The 22297-nt window shown below is 72.0% G+C and carries 20 protein-coding genes; 11 read left to right on the top strand and 9 right to left on the bottom strand.

All coding sequences use genetic code 11. From position 1 onward, the window contains the following. The first annotated feature begins 37 nt into the window (after window positions 1-37). Both P3L51_RS12295 and P3L51_RS12290 read left to right on the top strand, forming a co-directional pair. Window positions 38-1072: an alcohol dehydrogenase catalytic domain-containing protein gene (locus tag P3L51_RS12295; RefSeq protein WP_354605182.1), complete on the top strand. Its 1035-nt coding sequence runs from the start codon at window positions 38-40 to the stop codon at window positions 1070-1072. A gap of 37 nt (window positions 1073-1109) precedes the next feature. Then, window positions 1110-1604: a hypothetical protein gene (locus P3L51_RS12290; protein WP_354605181.1), complete on the top strand. Its 495-nt coding sequence runs from the start codon at window positions 1110-1112 to the stop codon at window positions 1602-1604. A 183-nt stretch (window positions 1605-1787) separates the two neighbouring features. Here P3L51_RS12290 and P3L51_RS12285 read toward each other — a convergent pair whose 3' ends face one another. The 4 genes from P3L51_RS12285 to P3L51_RS12270 form a co-directional block, all read right to left on the bottom strand. Then, window positions 1788-3113, bottom strand: coding sequence for a vWA domain-containing protein (locus P3L51_RS12285; RefSeq protein WP_354605180.1), 1326 nt, complete (start codon window positions 3111-3113; stop codon window positions 1788-1790). Next, on the bottom strand, window positions 3110-4357 hold the full coding sequence (locus P3L51_RS12280) for an AAA family ATPase (RefSeq protein ID WP_354605179.1): 1248 nt from the start codon (window positions 4355-4357) through the stop codon (window positions 3110-3112). The genes P3L51_RS12285 and P3L51_RS12280 overlap by 4 nt, the downstream gene beginning before the upstream one ends. A gap of 137 nt (window positions 4358-4494) precedes the next feature. Continuing rightward, the gene (locus P3L51_RS12275; protein WP_354605178.1) at window positions 4495-5922 is read right to left on the bottom strand and encodes a hypothetical protein; all 1428 of its coding nucleotides are present in this window, start codon (window positions 5920-5922) and stop codon (window positions 4495-4497) included. Between the two features lie 121 nt (window positions 5923-6043). Continuing rightward, window positions 6044-6934 carry an AraC family transcriptional regulator gene (locus tag P3L51_RS12270; RefSeq protein WP_354605177.1) on the bottom strand — a complete coding sequence of 297 codons (891 nt, stop codon included), beginning with the start codon at window positions 6932-6934 and terminating at the stop codon, window positions 6044-6046. Window positions 6935-7022: 88 nt separating this feature from the next. On the opposite strand from P3L51_RS12270, the gene P3L51_RS12265 reads away from it, so the two are divergent. After that, window positions 7023-8030 carry an aldo/keto reductase gene (locus P3L51_RS12265; protein WP_354605176.1) on the top strand — a complete coding sequence of 336 codons (1008 nt, stop codon included), beginning with the start codon at window positions 7023-7025 and terminating at the stop codon, window positions 8028-8030. Here P3L51_RS12265 and P3L51_RS12260 read toward each other — a convergent pair. Then, window positions 8000-8176, bottom strand: coding sequence for a hypothetical protein (locus P3L51_RS12260; protein ID WP_354605175.1), 177 nt, complete (start codon window positions 8174-8176; stop codon window positions 8000-8002). The genes P3L51_RS12265 and P3L51_RS12260 overlap by 31 nt on opposite strands. A gap of 184 nt (window positions 8177-8360) precedes the next feature. Between P3L51_RS12260 and P3L51_RS12255 the strand changes: the two genes are divergently transcribed. From P3L51_RS12255 to P3L51_RS12220, 8 genes are all read left to right on the top strand, one after another. After that, window positions 8361-9182 (top strand): endo alpha-1,4 polygalactosaminidase, encoded by an 822-nt coding sequence (locus tag P3L51_RS12255; protein ID WP_354605174.1) that lies wholly within the window; start codon window positions 8361-8363, stop codon window positions 9180-9182. Window positions 9183-9371: 189 nt separating this feature from the next. Continuing rightward, complete coding sequence (locus P3L51_RS12250) at window positions 9372-10703, top strand: ABC transporter substrate-binding protein (RefSeq protein ID WP_354605173.1); 1332 nt, start codon at window positions 9372-9374, stop codon at window positions 10701-10703. Window positions 10704-10714: 11 nt separating this feature from the next. Next, window positions 10715-11797: a carbohydrate ABC transporter permease gene (locus P3L51_RS12245; protein ID WP_354605172.1), complete on the top strand. Its 1083-nt coding sequence runs from the start codon at window positions 10715-10717 to the stop codon at window positions 11795-11797. Then, window positions 11794-12669, top strand: a complete 876-nt coding sequence (locus P3L51_RS12240) for a carbohydrate ABC transporter permease (RefSeq protein WP_354605171.1) — start codon at window positions 11794-11796, stop codon at window positions 12667-12669. The genes P3L51_RS12245 and P3L51_RS12240 overlap by 4 nt, the downstream gene beginning before the upstream one ends. A 56-nt stretch (window positions 12670-12725) precedes the next feature. Then, entirely contained in the window at window positions 12726-13787 is a 1062-nt protein-coding gene (locus tag P3L51_RS12235) for a carbohydrate kinase family protein (RefSeq protein ID WP_354605170.1), read from the top strand. Continuing rightward, window positions 13787-15097, top strand: a complete 1311-nt coding sequence (locus P3L51_RS12230; protein WP_354605169.1) for an alpha-glucosidase/alpha-galactosidase — start codon at window positions 13787-13789, stop codon at window positions 15095-15097. The genes P3L51_RS12235 and P3L51_RS12230 overlap by 1 nt, the downstream gene beginning before the upstream one ends. 35 nt (window positions 15098-15132) lie before the next feature. After that, window positions 15133-15978, top strand: coding sequence for a class II fructose-bisphosphate aldolase (locus tag P3L51_RS12225; protein WP_354605168.1), 846 nt, complete (start codon window positions 15133-15135; stop codon window positions 15976-15978). 46 nt (window positions 15979-16024) lie between these two features. Further along, window positions 16025-17365 carry a Gfo/Idh/MocA family protein gene (locus P3L51_RS12220; RefSeq protein WP_354605167.1) on the top strand — a complete coding sequence of 447 codons (1341 nt, stop codon included), beginning with the start codon at window positions 16025-16027 and terminating at the stop codon, window positions 17363-17365. On the opposite strand, the gene P3L51_RS12215 is transcribed toward P3L51_RS12220, so the two are convergent. From P3L51_RS12215 to P3L51_RS12200, 4 genes are all read right to left on the bottom strand, one after another. Further along, window positions 17346-17852 (bottom strand): hypothetical protein, encoded by a 507-nt coding sequence (locus P3L51_RS12215; protein WP_354605166.1) that lies wholly within the window; start codon window positions 17850-17852, stop codon window positions 17346-17348. The two genes, P3L51_RS12220 and P3L51_RS12215, sit on opposite strands and share 20 nt — an antisense overlap. Before the next feature lie 120 nt (window positions 17853-17972). Next, window positions 17973-18755 (bottom strand): dienelactone hydrolase family protein, encoded by a 783-nt coding sequence (locus P3L51_RS12210; RefSeq protein ID WP_354605165.1) that lies wholly within the window; start codon window positions 18753-18755, stop codon window positions 17973-17975. A 7-nt stretch (window positions 18756-18762) separates the two neighbouring features. Beyond that, entirely contained in the window at window positions 18763-20466 is a 1704-nt protein-coding gene (locus tag P3L51_RS12205; protein WP_354605164.1) for a hypothetical protein, read from the bottom strand. After that, on the bottom strand, window positions 20463-22297 hold a 1835-nt coding region (locus P3L51_RS12200; protein WP_435594437.1), incomplete at its 5' end, for a flavin-containing monooxygenase. The genes P3L51_RS12205 and P3L51_RS12200, both read right to left, overlap by 4 nt.

Raw genomic sequence — 22297 nt, 5'->3', positions numbered from 1 at the left:
CATTACCTTGATCATCAGTTGGAAGAGGGATGTCCCGATGAGGGCGACGTTCATGTACGAAGCCGGAGACGTGCGGGTCGAGGACGCGCCGGATCCGGTGATCGAGCGGCCCACCGACGCGGTCGTCCGGGTCGTTCGGTCCTGTGTGTGCGGCAGCGACCTGCACCCGTACCGCGCCAAGGCCGCCTCCGACGGCCCCGTACCCATGGGCCACGAGTTCCTCGGCGTCGTCGAGGAACTCGGTTCGGACGTGGCCGGGCTGCGGCGCGGTGATCTGGTCGTGGCGCCGTTCGCGTACGCGGACAACACCTGCGCGTTCTGCCGGGAGGGACTCCATACCTCCTGCCCCAACGGCGGGTTCTTCGCCGCGGGGATCGGCGGCGCCCAGGCCGAGGCCGTCCGGGTGCCGCAGGCCGGGGGCACCCTGGTCAAACTCCCCGTGGGCGAGGACTCCGCGCTGCTGCCGTCACTGCTGACACTGGCCGACGTGTACGGCACCGGCCACCACGCCGCCAAGCAGGCACGGGTCGACGAGCGGACCACGGTGACGGTGATAGGCGACGGCGCGGTCGGTCTGATGGCCGTGCTGTCGGCGCGCCAACTGGGCGCCGAGCAAATCATTCTGATGGGCCGTCATCGCAGCCGTACCGACCTCGGCCGGTTCTTCGGCGCCACCGACGTCATCGCCGAGCGCGGTCAGGAGGGCATCGAGAAGGTCCGCGAACTGACCGGCGGCCAGGGCACCCACACCGTGCTGGAGGCGGTGGGCCACCTGCCCGCCTATGAGATGGCGGTCGGCGCCGTACGGCCCGGCGGTGTGATCAGCCGGGTCGGCGTGCCGCAGTACGAGGCCGCCCCCGTCGGCTTCACCAGCCTGTTCGGGCCGAACATCACGCTGACGGGTGGCCCGGCCCCGGTGCGCGCCTACATCGACGAGTTGCTGCCCGCCGTCCTGGACGGCACGGTCGAACCCGGCCGCGTCTTCGACCGCACGGTCCCACTGGACGAGGTGCCCGAGGGGTACCGGGCGATGGACCGGCGTGAGTCGCTGAAGGTGCTCGTCACGCCGTGACCCGGCCCTTGCCGGTGCCGTGCGCTTGAATCACCCCATGGACGACTCGGCGCGCATGTGGATCACCCCCGTTCCCGTACTGGACCTGGACGGCCCCGCGGTGCTCCTCGGGCACGACCGCACCTCCCAGGACGCCGGTGAGCGCATGGTCTCCCTGCTGCTCGACCGGGGACACGAAGGCGAGGAGGGGGTGTTCCACCTGCTGCCGTTCGACCTGTCGGCCCGCTACGAGCGGACCGGTGAACGGCTCGCGGTCGTCGTCAGCACGTCCAGAGAGGTGCTCACACGAGACCTGGCCGAGTGCGCCGATCCCTCGTACGGGCACCTCGCCGATCTGCCCGGCGACGCCGGGGACGACGACCGGGTCGTCCTGCTGCGCCGCGAGTGCGTGACGGATTTCGTCCCCGCCGAACGGGGCGGCCAGAAGCAGCCGGTGCTCCTCGTCGACCACGACGGCCCGGCCTCGCTCGCGGAGCTGTTCGCCCGGTTCGACGAGGGCGAGGCCGGTATCGCCGTCCTCAACGCCGACTGACGAGCCGTCCGGCCCGGCGGACGTCACGTCCACCGGGCCGGACGGTACGGCAGGGTGGGAGAGGCGGCGCGGCGGACCCGCCTCATCGGGCGGGCGATCGAGGACATGGCGGCGTGAGCGCGGTTCGTCCTCCCGGTCGGGAGGACGTCCGGGCCGAGCGCCGTCGTGTCGTCCCGCGAGCGCTCACCGCGCGGCGGGCGCCTGTCCGATGGAGACCACGCGCGCCCACGCGGGCGGCGACTCCGGTACGTAGTCGGGATCGTCCTCGTTCCACGAACCGGAGGACCGGTCGAACAGGCCCACCACCGTCCGGCACGATGGCCGGGCGTCGGGCCAGGGGGTCTGCCCGTCGGTCAGGACCACGATGACATCCGGTCGCGGCCCCTTCCGGAGCGCCCTGGCGAAGCCCGTACGCAGATCCGTACCCCCACCGCCCACCAGGGGAATTCCGGCGGCCCGGCACAGCGGGTGGACGATCTCGGACGCCGCGTCGCACGGCAGCACGCTGATCAGGTCCCGACGGCCGCCCACGGCACGGGAGATGGCGGCGACCTCGTGGAGCGCGCTGCCGAGCTCCGAGTCGCTGACCGACCCGGACGTGTCGATGATGACCGCGACCCGGGGCGGCCGGCGCCGCAGGCTGGGCAGTACGGCGCCGGGCACCCCGGCCGAGCGCCGCGACGGCCGGCCGTACGTGTAGTCCTCGCCCGCTCCGGAGCCGGTGGTCGCCGAGCGGACCGCCGCGCCCAGCAACTCCCGCCACGGCTGCGGCGCGTGGAACGCCTCCTCCGCCCACCGCTGCCACCCCTCCGGGGTGTTCCCCGGGCGGGCCTTGATGCCCTGCGCCACCCGGAACCGGACGGCGTCCCGTTCCTGCTCGCTGAGGCCGTGCGAGCCGCCCGGTCCGAGGTCCCACCCCCGTTCCAGGCCGTCGGCGCCACTGCCGCAGTCCAGCCAGACCATGCCCTGTGTGTACGGTCCGAGCCGGAACTGCCGCAGGTAGTCCTCCATCAGCTCCCCGTCGTGGAGCCCCAACAGCCCTGGCCGGACGGCGTCCTGGGGCAGGACCAGCCCGTCACCGAACGCGTCGTCGTTGATCTCGCAGTCCGCCGCGATGTTCATCCGCAGCCGTTCCCCCGGGCCGGTCAGCCCGCGCGCCCGCGCGACCCGGTCACCGCGCCCGTGGTGGTCGCGGAGCAGATGCGACACCTCGTGCACCCAGACCCCGGCCAGCTCCTCCACCGGCGTCCGGGCCACGAACATCGGCGAGACGTAACACCGCCAGTGCCGGTCGACGGCCATCGTCGGCACCCGCCGTGACTCCACCACGTGCAGCGCGAACAGCGCCGTCGCCATGAAGGGCCGGACCCGAACGGCGTGCAGCCGGGCGGCGAACAGCTTGTCGAGGTCCAGCCTCCCCGGTCGATCCGCGTCAGCGTTCCCGCCCGGGAGCCCGTCCGCGCCCCCGTCCGTGCCGGTAGCGGTGTCGGTGTCGACTTCCTGGATCATCGGCCGGCCCCGGCGACGGACGCGGCGCGGGACGCCGCGCGATCCGCTCGCCGGGAGAGGGACACCGCCCCGGCGAGCCGGTCGATCGACGCCGGAACGTCCCACTCCTCCTGCCGCAGCGAGGCGAGCGTGGTCGCGGGGACGACCACCAGGTCCGGTGCCCCGGTCTCCATCGCCCGGACCAGCAGCGCCCACGCCGCGTCCCAGCGGGACTTCTCCGGGCGCTCGCGGACCGCCCGCACCACACCGTCGAGCACGGCCTGGCGCAGGTCGCCCCGCTGGGGCAGGACGGCGCCTGCCGGATCGGCGAGAAGCGTCTCGGGGTCCGGGAGGTCCATCCGGTCCAGACTGGCCAGCAGTTCCAGCCCCGGACCGTCCCCGACAGTGCCCCTCACCAGCAGCGACAGTACGTCTCGCGAGGAGCCGGACGCGGTCGCGAAAGCGATCAGGCGCAGTGTCATCTCCCAGCTTCGGGGTGACGGCCAAGGGCCGCCCTGCCGGGTCTCGTTGCCGGGGAGCCGGTGTACGAGCCCGGCGCGCGCGGCGAGCAGCCCGCACACGGCCCGGCGGGCGAAGTCCACCGCCTCCGGCAACCGCCGCGGGTCGAGCCGTGGCAGGGTCGCCCGCGGCCACGTCCCACCGAGGCCGCGGACCACCACCTCGTGGTCGTGGATCCACTGAAGATGGACGAACCGGTTCGCCAGCGGCGGGCTCAGCTCCCACCCGTCGGCCGCCGAGGAACGCGGATTGGCGGCGGCCACGATCCTTACGTCGGGCGGCAGTTGGAGGGCGCCGATCCGCCGTTCGAGTACGAGACGCAGCAGGGCGGCCTGAACGGCCGGCGGCGCGGTGGACAACTCGTCCAGGAACAGCAGCCCGCGCCCCGCCCGTACGAGTCGGACCGCCCAGTCCGGCGGGGCCATCGGGACACCCTGCTCGGCGGGATCGTCCCCGACGACGGGCAGGCCCGCGAAGTCGGAGGGCTCGTGCACGCTGGCGATCACCGTGGTCAGCGGAAGGTCCAGCGACGCGGCGAGCTGGGTCAGGGCGGCGGTCTTGCCGATCCCCGGCTCACCCCACAGGAGTACGGGCAGGTCGGCGGCGACGGCCAGGGTCAGGGCCTCCAACTGGGTGTCGGTACGCGGCTCGGTGGTCGTATCGCGGAGCAGCGCCAACAGGTCCCCGGCCACGTCGAGTTGGGAGGAAGGGGCGTCGGTGGGCGCGAGCGGGGCGCACGTGGACAAGTGGCATCACCTTTGGGTTCGTCGAAAGCTTGAAAGGGCTGAAGGGCTGAGGGTCTTGAAAGCGCCCGAAAGGCAGGGAGAGCTCGGCGGGCAGGGTGAACGTGGGGACGGAGATCCCCGGGCCGATCGGCCTCGCGTCAGCGAGTGGACATCTCACGCGGGTGCGAGCGCAGACCACGAGGACGGAGGCCGTGCGGCAGGTTGCGGCCGGACGTCGGTCCGGGCCCGACCATCCCCGCCCGGAACAGGCCGTGGACGATCCGCCGTCGCGCGGCGGCCTCCAGCTCGTCCCAGAGAGTGCCGTCGCGCAGCAGCGCGTCGGGGCCCAACAGGCCCTCGACGACGGCCAGCGCGCCGGCGGCGTCGCCGTGGTCGAGGCGTTCACGGACACCGGGGAGGCAGTCCGGACTCCGGTGCGCCTCGTCGATCGCCCGCAGACAGGCGAGGGGGGTACCGGTCAGAGCGGCCAGCAACTCCTCCCGCCGGATCTCGGCCGGGTCGTGGTCCAGCGGCGCCAGCACCCCGTCGACCAGGCCGATCCGGTGCCGTGCTCCCCGGCACTCCACGAGGCGTGGCGCTCCCCCCGGTTCCGGGGTCCGGGACGGACCGGGCGACGGCGGGTGGTCCGGTACGAGTGCCGAGGCGACCAGCGGGTGCAACCGGTCGACCTCGATCGCACCGGCGCGGAGCAGGTCCAGGTCGGGCAGTACCCAGGTCGCCGCGTCGGGCAGCAGCAGCGGTGGCGCGGAGGCCGCGCCGGTGCTCTCCGGCGCCGCGATCCGCAGGGTGGGCGGCCCGGCGCCGTCCTCGTCCGCGACCAGTTCCAGGTCCAGCCGCCGCCGGGCCCCGAGCCGTACGGCGACGGGACCGGTGGACCGCCCCTCGGCCCGGAGCAGGATCTCGGCCTCGGCCGCCCACCGGTCGACGGCGCAGCGACGCTCCGGCGGCACCCTCTCCAGAACGGCCGGGTCCAGCGACGAACGGCCCTCGTGGGAAGGCGAGTCGGTGCCGGTGGCACCGGCCCGTATCGCGAGATCCCCGGTCCTGCGCGCGTCCCACAGATGGCGGTGCAGGTCGAGCCGGAACCGCCGGTCGGGATGGGGATGCGGATGACGGCGTGCGCCGGCATCGGCGAGGGACCCGTCCCACAGCGCGAGGCTGATCCGCTGCCCGGCATCCGCCCAGGCGGGCGGAGTCCGGACCACGAGGTGCACAGGGCCCGCGCCGGCACGCCCCGCGCCGCCCTCGTACCGGGCCAGGGCGACGGTCAGACCTGGTCGCAGCAGGCCGTCGGGAGCGATCCTCGGCAGGTGCCAGCGCAGCAGGTCAGGTGCCAGCCGGCGGAGATCGGCCCGGAGTTGGGCCAGGAGTTCGCGGCCGTGGGTGTGGGCCACGGAACGCGGATTGAAATCGATGTCGATGCCTGCGGCGGCGCACGCCCCCGCCCAGTCGCCGACGTGGCGGCGGGCGGTCGCAGTCTCGATCATGGACGGCGGCACGGCGAACTCACGCACGCGCGGCCAGAAGGAAAAGCGGGAGGTTCCGTTCGCGGTCCCAGTGAGCATCAGCACTCACCTTGCGCGGACGGGGCCCCCAATCTGCGAGCGGGGTAGGTAGTCATCGCGGTGACCATAGCGCTCCTGGCCCCGATCTGCCAGATCTTTTTCTCCGGCCCCACCGGGATCCTCACGACTGCCGGGCACCCGCCAGCCGGCCGCGCAGGCGAGCCGCGTCCGTGGCGGGCGGCAGGCCGTAGACGCGCCGGTACTCCCGGTTGAACTGCGTCGCGCTCACATACCCGACCGCTTCCGCGACCAGCGCCGCCGTGGTGTCGCCGGCGACCAATCGCCGTCGCGCCTCCTGTAGTCGGAGCTGTTTCTGGAAGCGCAGCGGGCTCATTCCGGTGGCGGCCTTGAAGTGGCGGTGGAGGGTGGCGGTGCTCATGTGCGCGACTTCCGCGATCGTGTCGACGCTCAGCGGCTCGGTGTAGTGCGCGGCGATCCACGCGGCGGCGACGCGCATCCGGGCCGTACCGGAATCGGCCGACGTGAACCGACGCAGCGTCGGACCGAGCGGGCTGCCCAGCAGCCGGTACAGGATCTCGGCCTCGAACCGGGCCGCCAGCGGGCGGATGTCGTCCGGACTGTCCAGCAGCCGCACCCACCGGGTGACGGCGTCGACGATGTCCGGCGTCATCGGGGCGGTGATACGTCCGTCCGTACCGGGCGGGGTACGGGGCTCCGCGCCGTCGAGTTCCAGCAGGAGATCGGTGAGCACCCGCCCGTCGAGCCGCAGCACCGTCGAGCGGTACGGCACCTGGTGGAACGTGGCGGTGACCGGCAGTACGAGCGGGTTCAAGAACATCTCACCGCGCCCGGTCACCCAGCTCCGCTCGCCCGCTGTCGCTCCCTTGGCCCCCTCGGCGATGAAGCAGATCATCGGCTCGTACAGCAGGTCGGTGGGGGCGACGGGCTCATCGATCGCGACCAGGACCTGCCGTGGCACGGCGCTGTCACTCCACAGCCCGTCGCTGTGCAGGGCCACGGCCGCCGCGAGCCGGTCCAACTGCTCCAACATGGCACGCACTCCTTGGTGAGAGGATCAGGCAATCCTACGCGGCCCGCGCCCCATGATCTTCCGGGGCGCCGTCACTAGCCTCGGAGGTATGACACAGCACGGTGAGAACCTTCCGCGACGCACCCTCGGCACCCAGGGCCTCCAGGTCGGGGCGATCGGTCTCGGCACGATGGGCATGACCATGGCGTACGGCGCCGGCGACGAGCCCGGCGGCACGGCCGCCATCCGCAGGGCGTACGAACTCGGCGTGACTCTCTTCGACACCGCCGAGCTGTACGGCATGGGCACCGGCAGCAACGAGCGGTTGCTCGGCCGCGCGGTGAAGGGTTTCCGCGACGACATCGTGATCGCCACCAAGTTCGGCTACGACCTGAGTGATCCGGAGCGGATCGGAACCGTACTGGACAGCCGGCCGGAACATATCCGCGAGGTCACCGAGAACAGCCTTCGCCACCTCGGCACCGATCACATCGATGTGCTGTACCAGCACCGCGTGGACCCGGATGTCCCGATCGAGGAGGTGGCGGGAGCGGTCGGCGAGCTGATCGCCGAAGGCAAGGTGCGTTACCTCGGACTGAGCGAGGCGGGACCCGACATCATCCGGCGCGCGCACGCCGTCCACCCGGTGTCCGTGCTCCAGACGGAGTACTCGGTCTTCGAGCGTGCCGTGGAGGCCGATGTACTGCCGGTGGTACGGGAGTTGGGCATCGGCTTCGTGCCGTACTCCCCGCTCGGCAGGGGCTTCCTCACCGGCGCGGTGAAGCCGGCCACGGAGTACCCCGCCGACGACATGCGCAGCTGGGACGACCGCTGGCAGCCCGGCAACTACGAGAAGAACCTCGCCGCGATCGGCGAACTGAAGGCACTCGCAGGCGAGTTGGGCATCACGGTCACCCAACTCGCGCTCGCCTGGCTGCTGGCCGGGGGCGACGACATCGTGCCGATCCCGGGGACCCGTGACCCGCTGCGCGTCGCCGAGAACACCGCGTCGGCTCATGTCGCACTCTCGGCGGCGGACCTCGCGCGCGTCCGGCGGATCCTGCCGCGCGGAGCGGCGGGATCCCGCTACCCCGAGGGGATCATGCCCACCTGGTAGCGGCCCGCCCGCGACTCGACCGCGCCCCTCACCCGGTCACCGAGGAACGGTGACCGGGACGGGGTGTGGCCGCCCGCGTCGGCGCGACCCATGTCGCGGTCCATGTCGCGGCCCACACCGCGGTCCACGTCGCGGTCTGTTGACACGGGGAGGTCCGCTCGCTTTACTCCTCGCAACGCCGCAGCTGAGCCAGCAGAGCTGAGCACACGGCGCCAGAGGTACGCCTAGCCGGTGGACGGGCCCATGGGGCCCGCAAGCCCGGACAGAGTCGCCAGGATCGCTCCAGGGTCCGAGGCGGGGACGTACCCTCCATGTTTCTGGAGCTCGACTGTGAGCATCACACGTGTCCGTTCCCGCCGGTTCCTCACCGCGGTGGCGGCCCTCACGGCAGCGTTGATCACCCCCCTCCTCGCCTCGTCCTCCGCGGGCGCCTCGGCCGCCGCCGCGCCCCTCCCACCGGTCCACGCCGGATTCGACTACCAGATCGGCGGCGCGTACACGCCGCCCGCCGGGGTGAGCGTGGTCAGCCGTGACCGCGAGGACCCACCGGCGGCCGGGCTCTACAACATCTGTTACGTCAACGCCTTCCAGGTCCAGCCCGACGAACTCGACGAGTGGGCGCCCGACCTGCTGCTCCGCGACGCCAACGGCGACGTCATCATCGACGAGGAGTGGGACGAGGCCATCCTGGACGTCAGCACCGCGGGCAAGCGGGACCGTATCGCGGCCAAGGTGAACGGCTGGATCGACGGCTGCGCCGGCAGCGGTTTCCAGGCCGTGGAGCCCGACAACTACGACAGTTACGAGCGCAGCCGGGGCCAGTTCGGCTCCTCCGCCGCCAGGGCCTTCATCACCCTGCTCTCCCGGCACGCGCACGACAAGGGCCTGGCGATCGGCCAGAAGAACACCGCCGACCTCGCCGAGTTCCGCGACGACACCGGGCTCGACTTCGCCGTCGTCGAGGAGTGCGGGCAGTACGAGGAGTGCGACGCCTTCACCGAGTACTTCGGTGACAACGTGATCGTCATCGAGTACACGTCCAAGGGGCTCGCGACCGCGTGCGCGGGCTGGCGGGACAGGCTCAGCATCGTCCGCCGCGACGTCGACGTCCGGCCCGCCGGCAGCAGCGGCTACCTCCGCCAGACCTGCTGACCGCGTCGCTCGTCCGCCCTTCCACGCGGGGCACTTCACCCCGGCCCGGTGCGCCACCGCCGTACGCGACCGCACCCGGCCGGGTCCGCACCCCTTCTCCCGGAGCGCTGTCGCCGTCGCGCCCACCGTCGTTCACGAAAGCTCGAAGCTCGAAGCTCGAAGCTCGAAGCACGGAGCATGGAGGTACACATGGCCGCCGACCCCCGTATACCGCGCCGCACATCCCGCCGCGGGATTCTGCGCCAGGGCTCCGGACTTGCGCTCGGCGCCGCCGCGTCGGCCGCCCTGACGGGCTGCGCCGGGGGCGCCTCCGACGGCGTCGACGCCGACGGCCGCGTCACGATCGAGCTGTGGCACGGGCAGAACGACACCGGCCGCGCCGCGATCGAGGCACTGGTCGGGGACTTCAACCGGACCCACCCCAAGATCCGCGTCGACCCGGGCGGCGGTGTCCTCTCCGACGCGATGCTCCAGAAGATCACCGCGGCGCTCGCGTCCGGCTCCTTCCCCGACATCGCGTACATCTTCGGCTCGGACCTCTCCAGCGTCGCGCGCAGCCCCTCGGTGGTGGACCTGTCCGAGACGGTCCGCTCCGGACCCACCCCGTGGAGCGACTACTGGGCGCCGGCGCGCGAGGCCGTCACCGTCAACGGCCAGGTACGGGCGGCCCCCGCCCTGCTCGACTCGCTCGCCGTCGTGTGCGACAAGAAGATCTTCCGCGAAGCCGGTCTGCCCCTGCCCCGAGCCGGCTGGACCTGGCAGGAGTTCACCGACACGGCCGCCCGGCTCACCGACCGGAAGCGGGGCGTCTTCGGCACCGGCTGGCCGGGAGTGGGGGACGAGGACACCGTGTGGCGGCTGTGGCCCATGGTGTGGGACCTGGGTGGTGACGTCGTCGCGCCGGACGGACGGTCGATCGGCTTCGCCAAGACCGGCGTACGGGCACTGGAGACCGTGGCCGCACTCGCGCGGGCCAAGAGCGTGTACGTCGACCCCAAACCCGGCAGCGAGCAGATGTACCAGGTCTTCCTCTCCGGACGCATGGGCATGGTCGTCACCGGACCGTGGCAGCTCCCCGACATCCGCGACGCGGGGATCGACTACCACGTCGTCCCGCTGCCCAGCTACAGCCGCGAACCGATGACCATCTCCGGACCCGACACCTGGACCGTCTTCGACAACGGCCCGGCCCGGGTGCGGGCCGCCCGTACCTTCGTGACCTGGCTGGCGCAGCCCGCCCAGGACGTGCGCTGGGACATCGAGGCCGGCAGCCTGCCGCTCAGCCGGCGGACCCAGGCACTGCCCGCCTGGCAGGCCCAGGACGCCGAGACGGAGGGGCTCGCGGTGTTCACGCGGGCCCTGGAGACCGCGCGCGTACGACCCGCGCACCCCGCGTATCCGCAGATCTCGCAGGCACTCGGCCAGGCGATCGCCGCCGTACTGCTCGGCAGATCCAGCCCCGCCGACGCACTGCGCCGATGCGCCCGTACGGCCGACGCCGCGCTGCTCATCCCGCGTTGAGGAGAACCACCATGCCGAGACTGCCCACACCGCTCACGCTCCCGGCGCGGGACGGACGCCGGGACGGACGCCGCGACCGGGACCGGGACCGCCCGGACCGTACGGGTGCGCGGGAACCCGGCCGACCGGTCGCACCGGCCGCCGGCCGGCGCCGCCGCTCACGGCTGCGCCGTGGCGAGACCGCGACCGCCTGGGCGTTCATCACCCCCGCCGTCCTGATCATCCTCGGGCTGAGCGTCATCCCCGTCGCCTGGTCCGTCCTGCTCTCCTTCCAGGCCGCCGACCTGGTCACCCCCAGCCGCTGGGTCGGACTCGACAACTACCGCGCGCTCAGCCAGGACCCGAACTTCAGCCAGGCCGTGCGGAACACCCTGCTCTACACGGTGCTGTACGTGCCGCTCAGCATCGGTCTCGGACTGGCGCTCGCCCTCGTACTGAACCGGCGCATCCGGCTCGTGGGGCTCTACCGGACCCTGATCTTCGTGCCGTTCGTCATCTCGGCCACGGCCCAGGGCGTGCTGTTCTCCTTCATCCTCGACCCGGAGTTCGGCGCCGCCAACTCCGTACTGAACAAGCTCGGCATCTCCGCCCAGGGCTTTCTCACCGACCCCGGCCAGGCCCTTCTCGTCCTGGTCGCGATATCGCTGTGGAGCGGTACCGGCTTCTGCGTCGTCGTCTACCTCGCGGCGCTTCAGGACGTCCAGCCGTCCCTGATCGAGGCGGCGCGGCTGGACGGCGCCGGGCGGTGGCAGCTCCTTCGGCACGTCACCCTGCCCGCCATGGCACCCGTGAGCGTGTTCCTGCTGGTGTGGCAGACCATCAACGCCCTTCAGGTCTTCGACCTGGTGTACGTGACGACCAAGGGCGGGCCGCTCGGGTCCACCACCGTGATCGTCTACTTCATCTGGGAGCAGGCGTTCAAGAACTTCACCGCCGGTTACGGCGCGGCGGCGGCCTATGTGCTCGCGGTGGCGCTGGGCCTGGTCACCGTCGGCCTGCGGCTGGTCCGGGGCCGTGAGAAGCGGCGCTCCGAAAGCCCCGAAGGCTCCGCAAGCCCCGCGACCCCCGTACGCCTCGAAGGAGCCGGCACATGACGGCCACCACCGCTCCGGCCACCACCGCACCGGCCGCGCCACCCCGACGGGGACTCGCCCGGCTGCCGTTCAGCGCCTGGCATCTGCTGCTGGCGCCCCTCGCGCTGGTCTTCGCGGTCCCGCTGATCTGGCTGGTGCTCAGCTCCGTGATGAGCGACGCCGAGATCAATCGCTTCCCGCCCGCCCTGTGGCCCTCGGGCATCGACCTCGGCGGCTACCGCTACGTCCTCGGGAACGCCATGTTCCCGCGCTGGTTCGCCAACTCGCTGATCGTCTCGGCCGTCGCGGTCGCCTCCAACCTGCTGTTCGGCGCCCTCGGCGGATACGCGTTCGCCCGGATGCGGTTCGCCGGGTCCCGGCTGCTGATGGGGCTGATGCTCGCCACGATGGCGATCCCGTTCCAGCTCACGATGGTGCCCACCTTCCTCGTCATGAAGCGACTGGGCCTCATCGACACCCTGGGCGCGCTGATCGTGCCGTCCCTCGTCACGCCGTTCGCGGTCTTCCTGCTGCGGCAGTTCTTCCTCTCCCTGCCGAGGGAGCTGGAGGAGGCCGCGTGGATGGACGGCTGCTCGCGGCTGCGGGTGCTGTTCCTCATCGTCCTGCCGATGTCGCGGCCCGCGCTGAGCACCGTGGCGGTGCTGACCTTCCTGACCACCTGGAACGACCTGACCTGGCCGCTGATCGCCATCAACCACGACACGCAGTACACGTTGCAGCTCGGGCTCACGACCTTCCAGGGGCAGCACCACACCAAGTGGGCGGCCGTCATGGCGGGCAACGTGATCACCGTGCTGCCGGTGCTGCTCGCGTTCCTCGTGGCGCAGAAGTCGTTCATCCAGTCCATCACCTCCTCCGGACTCAAGGGATGAGACCGGACCACCGCGCCCATCTCTCCACACGTCGTTCCGCACCTCAGGGAAGCCGGATGCCGCCCAACTCGCCCCACCCGCCCCACTCCCGTACCTCCCACGCCTCCCGCGACTTCGATCTGCTGGTCGTCGGGGACGCCAACCCCGACGTCGTCGTCGGACCACTCGACGCGCCCCTCGCCTTCGGCCAGCGCGAACAACTCCTCGGCACCGGGCTGCTGACGCTCGGCGGCTCCGCCGCGATCATGGCCTGCGGCGCCGCCCGGCTCGGGCTGAAGGTCGCCTTCGCCGGACGCGTCGGGGACGACGAGGCCGGACGGTTCGTCGTGGCGGCGCTGGCCGCGCGCGGCGTCGACACCGGCGCCGTACGGATCGACCCCGGCCTGTCGACCCCGCTGACCGTCGTCGTGACGCGCGGCGACGGCGACCGTGCGATCCTCACCGCGCCCGGCACCCTCGCCGCCACCCGCGCCGACGACGTACCCGAGGCGCTGCTCGGCGACACCCGCCATGTGCACGCCGCCTCGTACTTCCTGATGCCACAGCTGGCCGAGGCGCTGCCCGGCCTCTTCCGTACGGCACACGACCGGGGCGCCACCACCTCGCTCGACACCAACGACGACCCCGCCGGTAGCTGGGACCGGGACGGCTCGCTCGGCCTCGGCGCGCTGCTCGCCGTCACCGACATCCTGCTGCCCAACGCCCGGGAGGCCCGCGCGCTGGCCGGGCTGCCCGAGGACGCGGCCCTCGACACGGTCGCCGGTCAACTCGCCTCGCGCGGACCGCTCGTGGTCGTCAAGGACGGCGCCGACGGCGCGCTCGCCCACAACGGCCGCTCCACGATCCGTACGTCCGGCATCCCCGCCCGCCCCCTCGACACGGTGGGCGCGGGCGACAGCTTCGACGCCGGCTTCGTCGCCGCCGTCCTGGCCGGACACTCACCCGCCGACGCGCTCGAACTCGCCGCCGTCTGCGGCGCGTTGTCGACCCGCGCGTACGGCGGCACCCCCGCCCAACCCACCTGGGACGAGGCCCACGAAGCACTCGCCGGGCCGCCTTCCGCCACGCCGCCCACAGCCGCGGCCCCCACCACCCATCGCAACGGAGCCACCCTCTGATGAGCACCACCAAGATCGCCTTCATCGGCGCGGGAAGCGTCGTCTTCACCCAAGGGCTCCTGACGGACCTCTTCGCCTTCACCGAACTCCGCGACATCCACATCGCCCTGCACGACATCGACCCGCAGCGGCTCGCCACCGCCCACGGCGCCGCCCGCCACATCGCCGCCCGCAGCGGCGCCACTCCGCGCGTCACCGCGCACGCGGACCGCCGGGAAGCCCTGGCCGACGCCCGGTTCGTCATCAACATCGTCCAGGTCGGCATGGGCGGATCGACCCGTACCGACTTCGACGTACCGGCCCGCCACGGCGTCCGCCAGACCATCGGCGACACCCTCGGCATCGGCGGCATCTTCCGGGCGCTGCGCACCTTCCCCCTGCTGAAGGCGCTCGGCGCGGACATCGCGGAGCTGTGCCCCGATGCCTGGCTGCTCAACTACACCAACCCCATGGCGATGAACGTCCAGTACCTCACCGCCGCCACCGGCCTGACCCGGGTCGTGGGTCTGTGCCACTCCGTCTACTGGACGCTGCGCGACCTGTCCGACCTGCTCGACGTGCCGTACGAGGAGGTCACTTACCGCGCGGCCGGGGTCAACCACCAGGCGTGGCTGCTGCGGTTCGAGCACAACGGCGCCGACCTCTACCCACGGCTGGACGAACTCATCGCCGCCGACCCCCAGTTGAGGCGCCGCGTACGCGTCGACATGTACCGGCGCCTCGGCTACTACCCCACCGAGACGAGCGAGCACTCCGCCGAGTACGTGCCCTGGTATCTGCACCACGACAGCGAGATAGAGCGGCTGCGGCTGCCCGTCGGCGCGTACCTCGGGATCGTCGACGAGAACGTCGCCCTCTACGAGAAGACCCGCGACGCGCTCGCCGCCGGCTCCCCGCTCGATGTCGAGGGCACCATGGAGTACGCGCCCCAGGTCATCCACAGCATCGTCACCGGCACCCCCCGGACCGTCTACGGAAACGTCCCCAACCACGGCCTGATCGACAACCTCCCCGCGACCGGGACCGTCGAAGTGCCGTGCTTGGTCGACGCGTCGGGCGTTCAGCCGACCCGCATCGGTGCGCTGCCCGCCCAGTGCGCGGCGCTCAACCGCGGCTATCTGAGCATGAACGACCTGGTCGTCAGGGCGGCCCTGGAGGACGACCCGCGCTCCGTACGCCAGGCCGCCATGGCGGACCCGGCGACCGCCGCCGCCCTGCCCGTGGAACGCATCTGGGAGCTGTGCGACGACATGGTGCGCGCGCACGGCGAGCTGCTCCAGCCGTCGCTCCGGGCGACCGGTCTGCTCTGACCGGCGCCGATCCATCTCTCACAGGAACAGGAACCATGCCCCTCATCCCCACCGGTGACCTCGTCGACCGGGCCGCGCGGGGGGTCGGCGCGTTCAACGTCGCCCTCCTCGAACAGCTCGAAGCCGTCCTCGCGGGCGCCACCGAGGCGGATCTCCCCGTCATCGTGCAGATCAGCGAGAACGCCGCCGCCTACCGCGGCACGCTCGGCCCGCTCACCGCCGCCGCGCACGAGGCGATCGCCGCCGCCGGCGTACCGGTCGCGCTCCATCTGGACCATGCCACCGACCCGGAGCTGATCAAGGAGGCCGTACGGCGCGGCTTCACCTCCGTCATGTACGACGGTTCCCGACTGCCCTGGGACGAGAACCTCTCCCGTACCCGCGCCATCACCACGCGGTGCCACGACCACGGCGTCTGGGTCGAGGCCGAACTCGGCGCCGTCGGCGGCAAGGACGGCGCTCATGTACCGGGGGTGCGGACCGACCCCGGCGAAGCGGCCCGCTTCGTGGCCGACACAGGCGTGGACGCGCTCGCCGTCGCCGTCGGCACCGCGCACCGGATGACCCGGCGTACGGCGGCGCTCGATCTCGCGCTCGTCGCGGAGCTGCGCGCGGTGGTACCCGTCCCGCTGGTGCTGCACGGCTCGTCGGGGGTGGACGACAGCACGCTGGTGGCGGCGGTCGACGCCGGGATGCGCAAGATCAACATCTCCACGCACCTCAACGGCGTCTTCACGGCGGAGGTACGCGACCGGCTCGCCGCGCGGCGGACGACCGTCGATCCACGCCGCTATCTGGGCCCGGGACGCGACGCGATGACCCAGGAGGTGGCGCGGCTGCTGAGGCTGCTGGCCGGGGTGTCGGAGCCGGCCACTCTCTGACATCCCGAGGCGGATGTCCTCTCAACTCAGGCGGAAGGAGAACGAGATGACCGGAGCGACGACAACTCCCGTGACACTGGCGCTCGTCGGGGCCGGTCTGCGCGGACTGACCTACGCACGGCACGCGTCGGCCGGGGGAGCGGGCACGGTGGTGGCCGTCGCCGAACCCGACCCCCGCCGGCGCGCCGCGGCGGCCGCCGAATTCGGGGTGCCCCCCGAGCGGGTGTTCGGGGACGCGAGTGAACTCGCCGCGACGGGGCGGCGGTTGGCCGACGCTGCCGTCATCGCCACGCAGGACCGGCAGCACACCGGTCCCGCCGTCGCACTGGCCGGGCTCGGCTACCACCTGCTCCTCGAAAAGCCGATGGCGACCACCGAGAGCGACACCGTCGCGATCACGGACGCGGCCCGCGACGCCGGCGTCATGCTGGCCGTCTGCCACGTCCTGCGGTACACCCCGTACACCCGGGCCATCAAGGAGCTGCTGGACGGTGGGCTCATCGGCCGGCTCGTCAGCGTCCAGCACCTCGAACCCGTCGGCTGGTGGCACCACGCGCACTCCTTCGTACGCGGCAACTGGCGCCGCCAGGACACCTCGGCCCCCATGCTGCTCACCAAGTCCTGCCACGACATCGACTGGTTGATCCATGTCATCGGCGAAAGCCCGGCCAGGGTCAGCTCGTTCGGGAGCCTGACGCACTTCCGCGCCGAGGACACCCCGCCCGGCGCGACCGCTCGCTGTCTCGACTGCCCGTTGGAACCCGTCTGCCCGTACTCGGCGAAACGGCTCTACCTCGGCTGCCTGGGTGACCCGGACGCCGAGTTCTGGCCGCTGTCGGCGGTGACCTCCGACCACACCGAACAGGGTGTGCTGGACGCGCTGCGGACCGGTCCCTACGGGCGGTGCGTGTACGCGTGCGACAACGACGTGGTCGACCACCAGGTGGTGGCGATGGAGTTCCCGTCCGGCGCCACCTGCTCGTTCACGATGAGCGCCTTCACGCGCATGGAGCAGCGTCGTACCCAACTGCTCGGCACACACGGCTTCGTCGACGGTGACGGACACACCCTGCGGGTCGTCGACTTCCGCGACGGTTCCGAGTGGACGATCGACACCCTCACCGGCTCGGGTGCCTCGGCGGAGGACGGCCACGGCGGCGGAGACGAGGAGCTGACGGCCGCCTTCCTCGCGGCCGTCGCGACCGGCGACCGGTCACTGCTGCTGTCCACCGCCGAGGAGAGCCTGGCCACGCACCGGGTGGTGTGGGCCGCCGAGGAGGCCAGGACGAGCGGCCGCGTCGTCCGGGTCGAGCCGCCGGGGACGGAGCCCGGGGAGGGGGTGGCGGCCCCCACCCGGCGGCGGGCGGCTACGACGAGACCTGAGTGACCCGCTCGGCGATGCCCTTCTTGATCGTCACGGTGACGTCCGGGCCACCGGCCTTGGCGTAGTCGTCCAGCTCGTCGGGGGTGCAGGTCTCCGCCTCCGGGGTCTCCGGGTCGCCGCAGATCTCGCCGCCGATGATCTCGGTGTCCTCGGCGACCCAGAAGGGACGGCCGTCGACCTCCAGCTTGCCCGGCGCCAGATAGGTGAGGGGGCCGGTGACCGTACCGTCCTCGCGGTTGTCGGCACCGGCTTCATCGGGGTTGTCGACGGCGCCGGGATCGGCCGCGGCGTCGTCACCGGTGTCTGCCGTGGTGTCGGCCGTGGGATCGGCGGGGGGCTTCGTGCTCGCGTCGGCACCGGCGTCGGCCGTGGAACCGCCGGTGGGAGCGGCGGACGACTCCTCGGGCCCGCACGCGGTGAGGAACAGACCGGCGGCGGCCAGGAATCCGACGGCGGCGAGCGTGCGGGGGCGGGTGCGGCGCAGAGACATGGGGGAGAGCCCTTTCGGCGTTGGTCGTTGTTGACCTCGAATGATCAAACGCCATACGCGGCAGATCAGTTGACCGATCGGCGCCTCTGTTGCACTGCGAAGATCAACCGCGTGCTTCTGTTACAGAGCTCCCCCTCGGCCGGTTCGGATGGTGCGGCCCAGCAGATCCAGCAGGGCCGTCCAGTGCCGCTCCGCCGCCTCGGCGTCGTACGACGCGGTGTCCGCCTGCGTGAAGCCGTGGTGGGCGCCCGCGTAGACCTCGGCGTGGTGGCGGACACCGCCGTCGGTGAGGGCCTTTTCGAGGCGGTCGATCTGCTCCGGGGGAAGCGTGGCGTCCTGGTCGGCGTGGCCGAAGTAGAGCTCGGCGGTGATCCGGCCGGCGCCGAGGTGCGGGCTGTCGGGCGCCTCACTGGCGAGATACGCGCCGTGGAAGCCGGCCATCGCCGCGACGCGGTCCGGGTACGCGGCGGCGGTGCGCAGCGCCAGACCTGCGCCCATGCAGTAGCCGGTGATGCCGATCGGTCCTTCGTTGGCACGCGGGTCGGCGGCCAGCCGGTCGAGGTACGCGCCGGCGTCCCGTACGGCCGACTCCGGGGTGAGCGACCGCGCGGCGGGAAGCAGGCTCTGGAAGATCCTCGGGCGCTCGTCGGCGCCGATGAAATCGGGCAGTTCCACGACCGGGGCCCGTCCCGCGCGGTAGAGGACGTTGGGGACCAGGACGGTGTAGCCCTCCGCCGCGATGCGGTCCGCCATGCCTCTGAGACTCGGGCGCAGCCCGAACGCGTCCATGTAGAGCAGGACGGCCGGGTGCGGGCCGGCGGATTCGGGGTGGACCAGATAGGCGTCGGCCGTTCCGTCGGCAGTGGGGATGTCGACGGACGATCCGTGTACAGCGGTGGTCATGGGCGTCTCACTTCGTGGGTGGAGCGGTCGTTCGGGTGGTCGGCGCGGCCGGGGCCGGCGGGCTCGCCGGGGACAGCCGCACAAGTGACCCTTCGCCGTTGGCGGAGAGGAGGAGAGAGCCGTCCGGAGCCGCCGCGAGACCCGCGAAGAGGCCCGGCGAGCCGGGCATCCCATGGGCGAACAGGGCCACTTCGGCGCGAGCGCTCACGCCGGGCGGCGGACCGACCGCCAGATCCTCGACGTCGACCCTACTCTCCCCGGTGATCAGGGACACGGCCCGCAGGGTGCGGTGCTCGGCGTCCACGGTGAACAGCTCCGTGCCCCGGATCACCAGCCCCTGCGGCGCGCCGAGACCCTCCGCGACGGTCACCGTGCGGTCACCGTCGACGCGCAGCACGGCGCCGAGCCGGTCGTCGCTGACGTAGCAGCGCTGCTCGCTGTCGAGGGCGACGTCCACGGGGTGCCCGAGCCCTTCGGCCAGCACGGTCACGGTGTCCGCCTCGTCGATGGCCAGCACGCGGCCGGCGCCCGCCTCGGCGACGATCAGCGCGCCGTCCGCCCGTACGGTGATGCCCAGCGGCTGGTCGAGTCCGGTGGCCCGGACGCGCGTCGACCTGGTCTCGGGGTCGTACGTCTGGACGGCGCCGTACTGCGAGGTGAGGTGCAGCAGCCCGTCGTCGGCGGTGATCCCGTGGCAGAAGTGCAGCAGCTCGTGCGTGATCGCACCTCCGGGCCGGTCCCCGCCCGTCTCGGCGTCCCGCTCGCCCCGCCCCGCGCTCTCGGGGCTCGCGAGTCGGTAGTGGTCCGCCGCGTGGACCGTGCCCCCGAGGTCGATCGTCACCCCGTACGGACCGACGAATCCGCGCGGCACGATGTCCCGCGTGCGGCCGTCGGGGTGCATCTCCGTGACACCGCCGTCGGCGAAGCTGGAGACGAACATGCGGTTCTCGGCGTCGAACGCCGCGTTGTCCAGCCCGACGACGCCGCTGGTGACGACCGACCGGGAGCCGGTGCCGTGGAGGTCGACGCGGGTCACGATGCCGGCGGCGCCGCGCGACAGGACGTGCAGGACCCCGCCCCGGTCGAACCGGACGGCGACCGGATCGTGCACCTCCTCCGCCACGATCTCCGGTGTGCCGCCGTCGACGGGGATGCGCCAGACCTGGTTGGTCAGCATGTGCGGGTAGTACAGACAGCCGTCCGGCCCGAGTTGCATGGCATTGCCGAGAGCCAGCCCCTCGGTCAGCACCACCGGCTCGCCGCCGTCCGGGAACAGCTCCAGCAGACGGCCGTTGGTCTTCATCTCGTTGACGAACAGGCGGTCGCCGACGCAGGTGATGCCGTTCGGCACCCTCACCTCCTCGGAGAGGAGCGTGTACGCCCCGTCCGGGCTGCGGCGCCAGACCCGGCCGGGCACCAGGTCGGCGATGTACATCGAGCCGTCCGCCCCGAAGGCGAGATCGTCCGGTGATTGGACCGGGCCGTCCATCGGCACCACCGTCTCCACCTCCCCGGTGGCGATGTCCACGGCGCTGATCTGCCCGGCGAGGAACTGCGCGGCGTACAAACGCCCGTCGGGGCCGAAGGCGACGCCGTTCGAACCCCACAGCGGGCTGGGCCTGTTGAGCCTCCGGGCCTCCCAGCGACGGCTGGTGGCACGGCGCCGTGACCCGGCCCCGTCGAACCGGCTGAAGTGGTCCACGCCGCTCATCCGTTCTCCTCGGCCCCGACGACCTCGCTCATGCCGCCGTCCTCGCGCCAGTGCTTGAGCAGGGCGTGGAAGGCGACCGGGCCCTCGCCGTACGCCTCGCTCCGCTCCCTCGGCCTGCCCTCGTTGTTGTAGTAGCCGGGCGTGCACTCCGCCTGGAACTCGTAGAGGTCCGGGGCCTTCTGACGGATCGTCGCCACCCATGCCGCCTCGGCCTCGGCCGTCGGCTCGATGTACGGAGCCTCACGCCTGCGTGCCTCGGCGACGACCTCGGCGACATGAACCGCCTGTTCGTCCAGGATGTGCACGTAGTTGACGGCGCTGGCGTTCTGAAGCGGACCGAGCTGGAACAGATTGGGGAAGCCGTGGCTGTAGAACCCGTGGAGTGTCTTCGGCCCCTGACGCCACGCCTCGGAAAGCGCGACACCGCCCCGGCCGTACACCGGGAGCTGACCGGACAGGATCCCCGAGACACCGACCGCGAAACCGGTCGCGAAGATGACGCAGTCGACCTCGTACTCGGTCCCGCCGACCACCACCGCGTTCTCAGTGATCCGCTCGACGCCGTGGCTGTCGGCGGTGTCGACGAGGCTGACGTTGGGCCGGTTGAACGTCTGGAGGTAGTGATCGCTGAACGTGGGCCGCTTGCACATGTAGCGGTACCAGGGCTTGAGCGTCTCCGCCGTCGCCGGGTCCGTCACCTCGGTGTCCACCCGGGCGCGGATCTCGTTCATCTTCCGGAGATCGACGACCTCCTCCAGCAGTTCCCGCTCCCCGGGCGGCAGGTCCGCGTGGGCTCCGGTCGGAATGAGCTTCTGCTGGAGCCCGGAGCTGGTGGTCCAGCCGTCGGCGACCAGGTCCTCGTCCACCTGGCCACCGGTGACGAGAGTGAGGAAGTTGTCCCGGCGGCGCCGCTGCCAGCCCGGAGTCAGTGACTCGGCCCACCCCTGGTCCGTGGGCCGGTTGCCGCGTACGTCGACCGAGGACGGCGTGCGCTGGAACACGTACAGATGCCCGGCGTCGGCCCCGAGGTGCGGCACGCACTGGATGGCCGTCGCGCCGGTGCCGATGACGGCCACGCGCTTGTCGGCGAGCCGGTGGAGATTCCCGTCCGCGTCGCCGCCCGTGTAGGCGTAGTCCCAGCGGCTCGTGTGGAACGTGTGGCCCTTGAAGTTCTCGATCCCGGGGATGCCGGGGAGCTTCGCCTGGCTCAGTGTCCCGCTGGAGATGACCACATGGCGCGCCCGCATGCGGTCCCCGCGGTCCGTGCCGACGATCCACTCCAACGCCCGGTCGTCCCAGCGCAGTTCGGTCACCCGGGTCTGGAAGCAGGCGTCACGGTACAGGTCGAAGTGGCGCCCGATCGCCTGCGCGTGCTGCCGGATCTCCTCCCCGGGCGCGTACTTCCACTTGGGGACGTAGCCGATCTCCTCCAGCAGCGGCATGTAGATGTACGACTCGATGTCGCAGTGGATCCCGGGATACCGGTTCCAGTACCAGGTCCCGCCGAAGTCGCCGCCCTTCTCGATCACCCGGATCGACTCCACACCGGCCCGACGCAGCCGCGCTCCGGCGAGCAGCCCGCCGAACCCGCCCCCGATGACGGCGACTTCGACCCGGTCGGTCAGCGGCTCGCGGTCGGACTCCGTTGCCGCGTAAGGGTCGTCGGCGTAGTAACCGAACTCGCCCTCGGTACGCCGGTACTGGGTGTTGCCCTCGGGCCGGATCCGGCGGTCGCGCTCGGCGCGGTAGCGGGCCCGTACGGCATCGAGATCGGCATCGGGGCCGGTCGCGGCGTCGGCGTCGGCCTCGACGGGCGCGGGGGTGTGGGGCT

Source organism: Streptomyces panacea, from assembly GCF_040560175.1.
Taxonomy (GTDB): domain Bacteria; phylum Actinomycetota; class Actinomycetes; order Streptomycetales; family Streptomycetaceae; genus Streptomyces; species Streptomyces panacea.
This window is presented reverse-complemented; position numbering and strand designations above follow the sequence as displayed.

Excerpts from the sequence above, each read along its gene's own strand:
- P3L51_RS12295 (WP_354605182.1), top strand. The coding sequence starts at position 38 with ATGAGGGCGACGTTCATGTACGAAGCCGGAGACGTGCGGGTCGAGGAC.
- P3L51_RS12290 (WP_354605181.1), top strand. The coding sequence starts at position 1,110 with ATGGACGACTCGGCGCGCATGTGGATCACCCCCGTTCCCGTACTGGAC.
- P3L51_RS12285 (WP_354605180.1), bottom strand. The coding sequence starts at position 3,113 with ATGATCCAGGAAGTCGACACCGACACCGCTACCGGCACGGACGGGGGC.
- P3L51_RS12275 (WP_354605178.1), bottom strand. The coding sequence starts at position 5,922 with ATGCTCACTGGGACCGCGAACGGAACCTCCCGCTTTTCCTTCTGGCCG.
- P3L51_RS12270 (WP_354605177.1), bottom strand. The coding sequence starts at position 6,934 with ATGTTGGAGCAGTTGGACCGGCTCGCGGCGGCCGTGGCCCTGCACAGC.
- P3L51_RS12265 (WP_354605176.1), top strand. The coding sequence starts at position 7,023 with ATGACACAGCACGGTGAGAACCTTCCGCGACGCACCCTCGGCACCCAG.
- P3L51_RS12250 (WP_354605173.1), top strand. The coding sequence starts at position 9,372 with ATGGCCGCCGACCCCCGTATACCGCGCCGCACATCCCGCCGCGGGATT.
- P3L51_RS12245 (WP_354605172.1), top strand. The coding sequence starts at position 10,715 with ATGCCGAGACTGCCCACACCGCTCACGCTCCCGGCGCGGGACGGACGC.
- P3L51_RS12240 (WP_354605171.1), top strand. The coding sequence starts at position 11,794 with ATGACGGCCACCACCGCTCCGGCCACCACCGCACCGGCCGCGCCACCC.
- P3L51_RS12235 (WP_354605170.1), top strand. The coding sequence starts at position 12,726 with ATGCCGCCCAACTCGCCCCACCCGCCCCACTCCCGTACCTCCCACGCC.
- P3L51_RS12230 (WP_354605169.1), top strand. The coding sequence starts at position 13,787 with ATGAGCACCACCAAGATCGCCTTCATCGGCGCGGGAAGCGTCGTCTTC.
- P3L51_RS12225 (WP_354605168.1), top strand. The coding sequence starts at position 15,133 with ATGCCCCTCATCCCCACCGGTGACCTCGTCGACCGGGCCGCGCGGGGG.
- P3L51_RS12220 (WP_354605167.1), top strand. The coding sequence starts at position 16,025 with ATGACCGGAGCGACGACAACTCCCGTGACACTGGCGCTCGTCGGGGCC.
- P3L51_RS12215 (WP_354605166.1), bottom strand. The coding sequence starts at position 17,852 with ATGTCTCTGCGCCGCACCCGCCCCCGCACGCTCGCCGCCGTCGGATTC.
- P3L51_RS12210 (WP_354605165.1), bottom strand. The coding sequence starts at position 18,755 with ATGACCACCGCTGTACACGGATCGTCCGTCGACATCCCCACTGCCGAC.
- P3L51_RS12205 (WP_354605164.1), bottom strand. The coding sequence starts at position 20,466 with ATGAGCGGCGTGGACCACTTCAGCCGGTTCGACGGGGCCGGGTCACGG.